Source organism: Streptomyces sp. MnatMP-M17 (assembly GCF_900091995.1).
GTDB lineage: Bacteria > Actinomycetota > Actinomycetes > Streptomycetales > Streptomycetaceae > Streptomyces.
Map to the genome: position 1 here is coordinate 1 of NZ_FMDK01000940.1, position 4,135 is coordinate 4,135.

A 4,135-nucleotide genomic window follows, 5' to 3' on the forward strand; every position below is an offset into this window, starting at 1 on the left:
GAGGGTGCCGGCGGAGGCGCGCGGCTGCTGGCGGGCGGCCGGGTGGTGCTGGTGGACGATCTCATGACAACCGGTTCTTCGCTCGTCGAGGCGGCGCGGGCACTGCGTGCCGCAATGGGCTCCGGCATTCCGGGATACGTACAGGTGAGCGCGGCAGTTGTGGCCGCGCCGCCCCTGTCCTTCGAAATAAACCGGAACTGATCGGGATCTTGCATCGTTGCTGGTAAACAGGGAAGAAAGAGACCTGAACAGAGGTACATGCCGGTAGCGGGTGCCGACACCCGTCCGGGAGGGCTATGTTCGGTTATGAGGAATGGCGCAAGCCATGACTCACTGAATGCACTGGTCTGCTCGGCGTTTTCAGAACCTCGAAACTTCGGGGGGTGGGGATCATGCCGACGGGGGAGGAGGAGGTGAAAGTCGCCAAGTCCGAGGCTCCGGTGACTACTGGGGTCTGGTGCAACAGGGAGTAACTCCGCAATGAGGCGGAGTGATCCGGGAACGGAGTTCTGCGTGGACATCGTCGTCAAGGGCCGCAAGACCGAGGTGCCCGAGCGGTTCCGCAAGCACGTGGCCGAGAAGCTGAAGCTGGAGAAGATCCAGAAGCTCGACGGCAAGGTGATCAGCCTCGACGTCGAGGTGTCCAAGGAGCACAACCCGAGGCAGGCCGACCGGTGCGACCGGGTGGAGATCACGCTCCACTCCCGTGGCCCCGTGATCCGTGCGGAGGCGGCTGCGGCCGATCCGTACGCGGCACTCGATCTGGCCACCGGCAAGCTGGAGGCCCGGCTGCGCAAGCAGCACGAGAAGCGTCACAACCGGCGTGGCAATGGGCGGCTTTCGGCCGCCGAGGTCGTCGAAGTCGTTCCTGATGTGGCTCAGTTGAACGCCAACGGCCAGACCGCCGCGGAACAGGCGGCTGCCGAGGCCGTCCCCACCACCAGGATCGGCACGCTGGAGGTACAGGGCGACGGACCTCTGGTGGTCCGCGAGAAGAACCATGTGGCGGCACCGATGACACTCGATCAGGCGCTCTACGAGATGGAGCTGGTCGGGCACGACTTCTATCTCTTCGTCGATTCCGACACCAAGGAACCCAGCGTCGTCTACCGGCGCCACGCATACGACTACGGTGTGATCCACCTCAGGACGGACCCGTTCGCCGGTTCGGAAGCCGGCGGCGCGGGCGGCGCCCTCGGCGGCTGAGCCGTTGCCCGCACGGGGCTGACGGACGGGCCGGAGGCCGGCTGGGAGTCCGTCCGAAATATGTGCTCCGGTGGTGCCCCTGAGCGCCCCCGCGCCTCAGGGGCACCGGCGTGCGGACCGAAGGGTCACCGCTCTGTCATCCAGGCATGAAATTATGGTGTCGCAAGCCAACAAGTGGTCTGCGAACTGCGGTTGGCCGACTCTTATGAATTCGGGCCACGGCCTTCAGGGGGAGGAACGATGGCGGACAGCTTCGGACCGGTGCACAGCGCGGACGATGCCGACGACACGGTCGGCGGCGCCCGGTCCGACGCCGACACGGAACGGGGCGGCTCCCGCAAGGAGCCCATCCGGGTCCTTGTCGTGGACGACCATGCCCTCTTCCGCCGTGGACTGGAGATCGTCCTTGCCCAGGAGGAGGACATCCAGGTCATCGGCGAGGCCGGCGACGGCGCGGAGGCCGTGGACAAGGCCGCCGATCTGCTGCCGGACATCGTGCTGATGGATGTACGGATGCCCAAGCGCGGCGGTATCGAGGCCTGCACTTCCATCAAGGAGGTGGCCCCCAGCGCCAAGATCATCATGCTGACGATCAGCGATGAGGAGGCCGACCTCTACGATGCGATCAAGGCGGGCGCCACCGGCTATCTCCTCAAGGAGATCTCCACCGACGAGGTGGCCACCGCCATTCGCGCCGTGGCCGACGGACAGTCACAGATCAGCCCGTCCATGGCATCCAAGCTGCTGACCGAGTTCAAGTCGATGATTCAGCGCACCGACGAGCGCAGACTCGTTCCCGCGCCGCGGCTGACCGACCGTGAACTGGAAGTCCTCAAGCTGGTGGCCACGGGAATGAACAACCGTGATATCGCCAAGGAGTTGTTCATCTCCGAGAACACTGTGAAGAACCATGTCCGCAACATCCTGGAAAAGCTGCAATTGCACTCCAGGATGGAGGCCGTGGTCTACGCGATGCGGGAGAAGATCCTGGAGATCCGCTGAGCGGTCACCGAGCGGCCACTTGGGCGGTCGGACGGCAACCGGACGGCGGTCAGACGGCGGTGAGCGCGTCGGTCAGAGGGCCGCGCAGCTCAGGCGCGTCTTCCTGCTCCACGCGTATCCGCTCCACCCGTACGTCCGAGCAGCCCACCCACTCCGCCGCTTCCCGCAGCGCCTGCGCCATGGGAAGCACGGCTTTGCCGGTCGCCAGGGACACCTGCTTGGCCACCAGCGTCTTTCCCTCGCGCGCCGGGTCGACACGCCCGAGCAGCCGGCCGCCGGAGAGCAGCGGCATCGCGAAGTAGCCGTACACCCGCTTGGGCTTGGGCACATAGGCCTCCAGCCGGTGCGTGAAGCCGAAGATCCGCTCCGTGCGCGCCCGCTCCCAGATCAGCGAGTCGAAGGGCGACAGCAGCGTCGTACGGTGCCGTCCCCGGGGAGTGCTCGCCAGCGCCTCGGGATCGGCCCAGGCGGGCTTGCCCCAGCCCTCGACCGTCACGGGCACCAGCCCCGAGTCGGCGACCACGGCGTCGAACTGCTCGCCCTTGAGCCGGTGGTAGTCCGCGATATCGGCGCGCGTGCCGACGCCGAGCGACTGGCCCGCGAGCCGGACGAGCCGGCGCAGACACTCCCTGTCGTCCAGATCGTCATGGAGGAGCGCGTCGGGAACGGCACGCTCCGCCAGGTCGTACACCCGCTTCCAGCTGCGCCGGCCGGTGCACACGACCTCGCCGAACATCAGCGCGCGCTCGACGGCGACCTTGGCCTCCGACCAGTCCCACCACGGACCGCCGTTCTTGGCGCCGCCCAGCTCCGTGGCCGTCAGCGGGCCCTCCGCGCGCAACTGCTTGATCACCGCTTCGTACGCGCCGTCCGCCAGCTCGTGGTACCAGTGCGGGCGGGCGCGGTAGGCGCGGCGGCGGAAGGCGAAGTGCGGCCACTCCTCGATGGGCAGGATGCACGCCGCATGGGACCAGTACTCGAACGCGTGCGGGCTCGGTGACGGACCTCCGGCGGGCGCGGGCGTCCAGTAGGCGTCCTCGACCGTCCTGCGGCCGACGGCGCCCAGCCGCGCGTACGGAATCAGCTCGTGCGACCGCGCCAGCACCGAGATGGTGTCGAGCTGGACGGCGCCGAGGTGGCGCAGCACGCCCCGGACGCCGCCGCGCCGGTCGGGCGCGCCGAGGAATCCCTGGGCGCGCAGCGCTATACGGCGTGCGTCGTCGGCGGACAGCTCGGCGGCGGGTGGTGCAGTCGTCATGGTCGGCACGATAGACGGCGCCACTGACACTCAGGGCCGGGCGGGTACGTCCGGAGCCTGGGCGGAACCATTTCCGGCCTCGGACACGGCCCGTGCCGTAGGTGCCGTATGCGCCGCCGCCTGCACGGCCTGCGCGGGCAGATACGGATGCGCGCTCGGCAGCCCCACATCGGACGGCAACAGTGCGCCTATCCAGCAGTCACGCAGAGTGCCCTTGTTGAACAGCCCCGCGCGCAGCACGCCCTCCACCACGAAACCGGCCTTCTCCGCGACTGCACGCGAGCCCGCGTTGCCGACCTCGGCACGCCACTCCACCCGGTCCACGCCCGCCTCCGTAAAGGCCCAGCGTGACAGCGCCGTCACCGTCTCCGCCGTGTAGCCGCGGCCCCGGTGCTCCTTGGCCGTCCAGAAGCCGATCTCCCAGGTGCCGGAGCGAGGGTGGTGCAGCGAGACCGCGCCGATCACCGGGCCGCCGCCACGCGGCTCCACGGTGAAGGTGTACTCGGTGTCGTGGAGCCAGCCCTCCGGCGCGAGCCGGCCGATGAAGTCCTCCGCGTGCCGGCGTTCGTACGGCGAGGGGACCGTTGTCCACCGCTGGATGTCCGGATCCTGGCAGGCCGCGAAGATGTCCTCGGTGTCGGCAGGCGTCGGCGGGCGCAGCCGCAGCCG

5 protein-coding genes are annotated in these 4,135 nt (G+C 68.5%); 3 read left to right on the forward strand and 2 right to left on the reverse strand.

Annotated features, from left to right (window positions below; all coding sequences use genetic code 11):
* From GA0115259_RS33765 to GA0115259_RS33775, 3 genes are all read left to right on the forward strand, one after another.
* Positions 1-201: phosphoribosyltransferase family protein (locus GA0115259_RS33765; RefSeq protein WP_256098261.1), on the forward strand; the 201-nt coding region annotated here is incomplete at its 5' end.
* Between the two features lie 312 nt (positions 202-513).
* Positions 514-1,206 carry a ribosome hibernation-promoting factor, HPF/YfiA family gene (gene hpf / locus GA0115259_RS33770; RefSeq protein WP_093603986.1) on the forward strand — a complete coding sequence of 231 codons (693 nt, stop codon included), beginning with the start codon at positions 514-516 and terminating at the stop codon, positions 1,204-1,206.
* A gap of 240 nt (positions 1,207-1,446) precedes the next feature.
* On the forward strand, positions 1,447-2,208 hold the full coding sequence (locus tag GA0115259_RS33775; RefSeq protein ID WP_093603980.1) for a response regulator: 762 nt from the start codon (positions 1,447-1,449) through the stop codon (positions 2,206-2,208).
* A gap of 49 nt (positions 2,209-2,257) precedes the next feature.
* Here GA0115259_RS33775 and GA0115259_RS33780 read toward each other — a convergent pair whose 3' ends face one another.
* On the reverse strand, positions 2,258-3,466 hold the full coding sequence (locus GA0115259_RS33780) for a winged helix-turn-helix domain-containing protein (RefSeq protein ID WP_093603982.1): 1,209 nt from the start codon (positions 3,464-3,466) through the stop codon (positions 2,258-2,260).
* A 30-nt stretch (positions 3,467-3,496) separates the two neighbouring features.
* A partial coding sequence (locus GA0115259_RS33785) for a GNAT family N-acetyltransferase (protein WP_107469335.1) occupies positions 3,497-4,135 on the reverse strand: 639 nt, incomplete at its 5' end.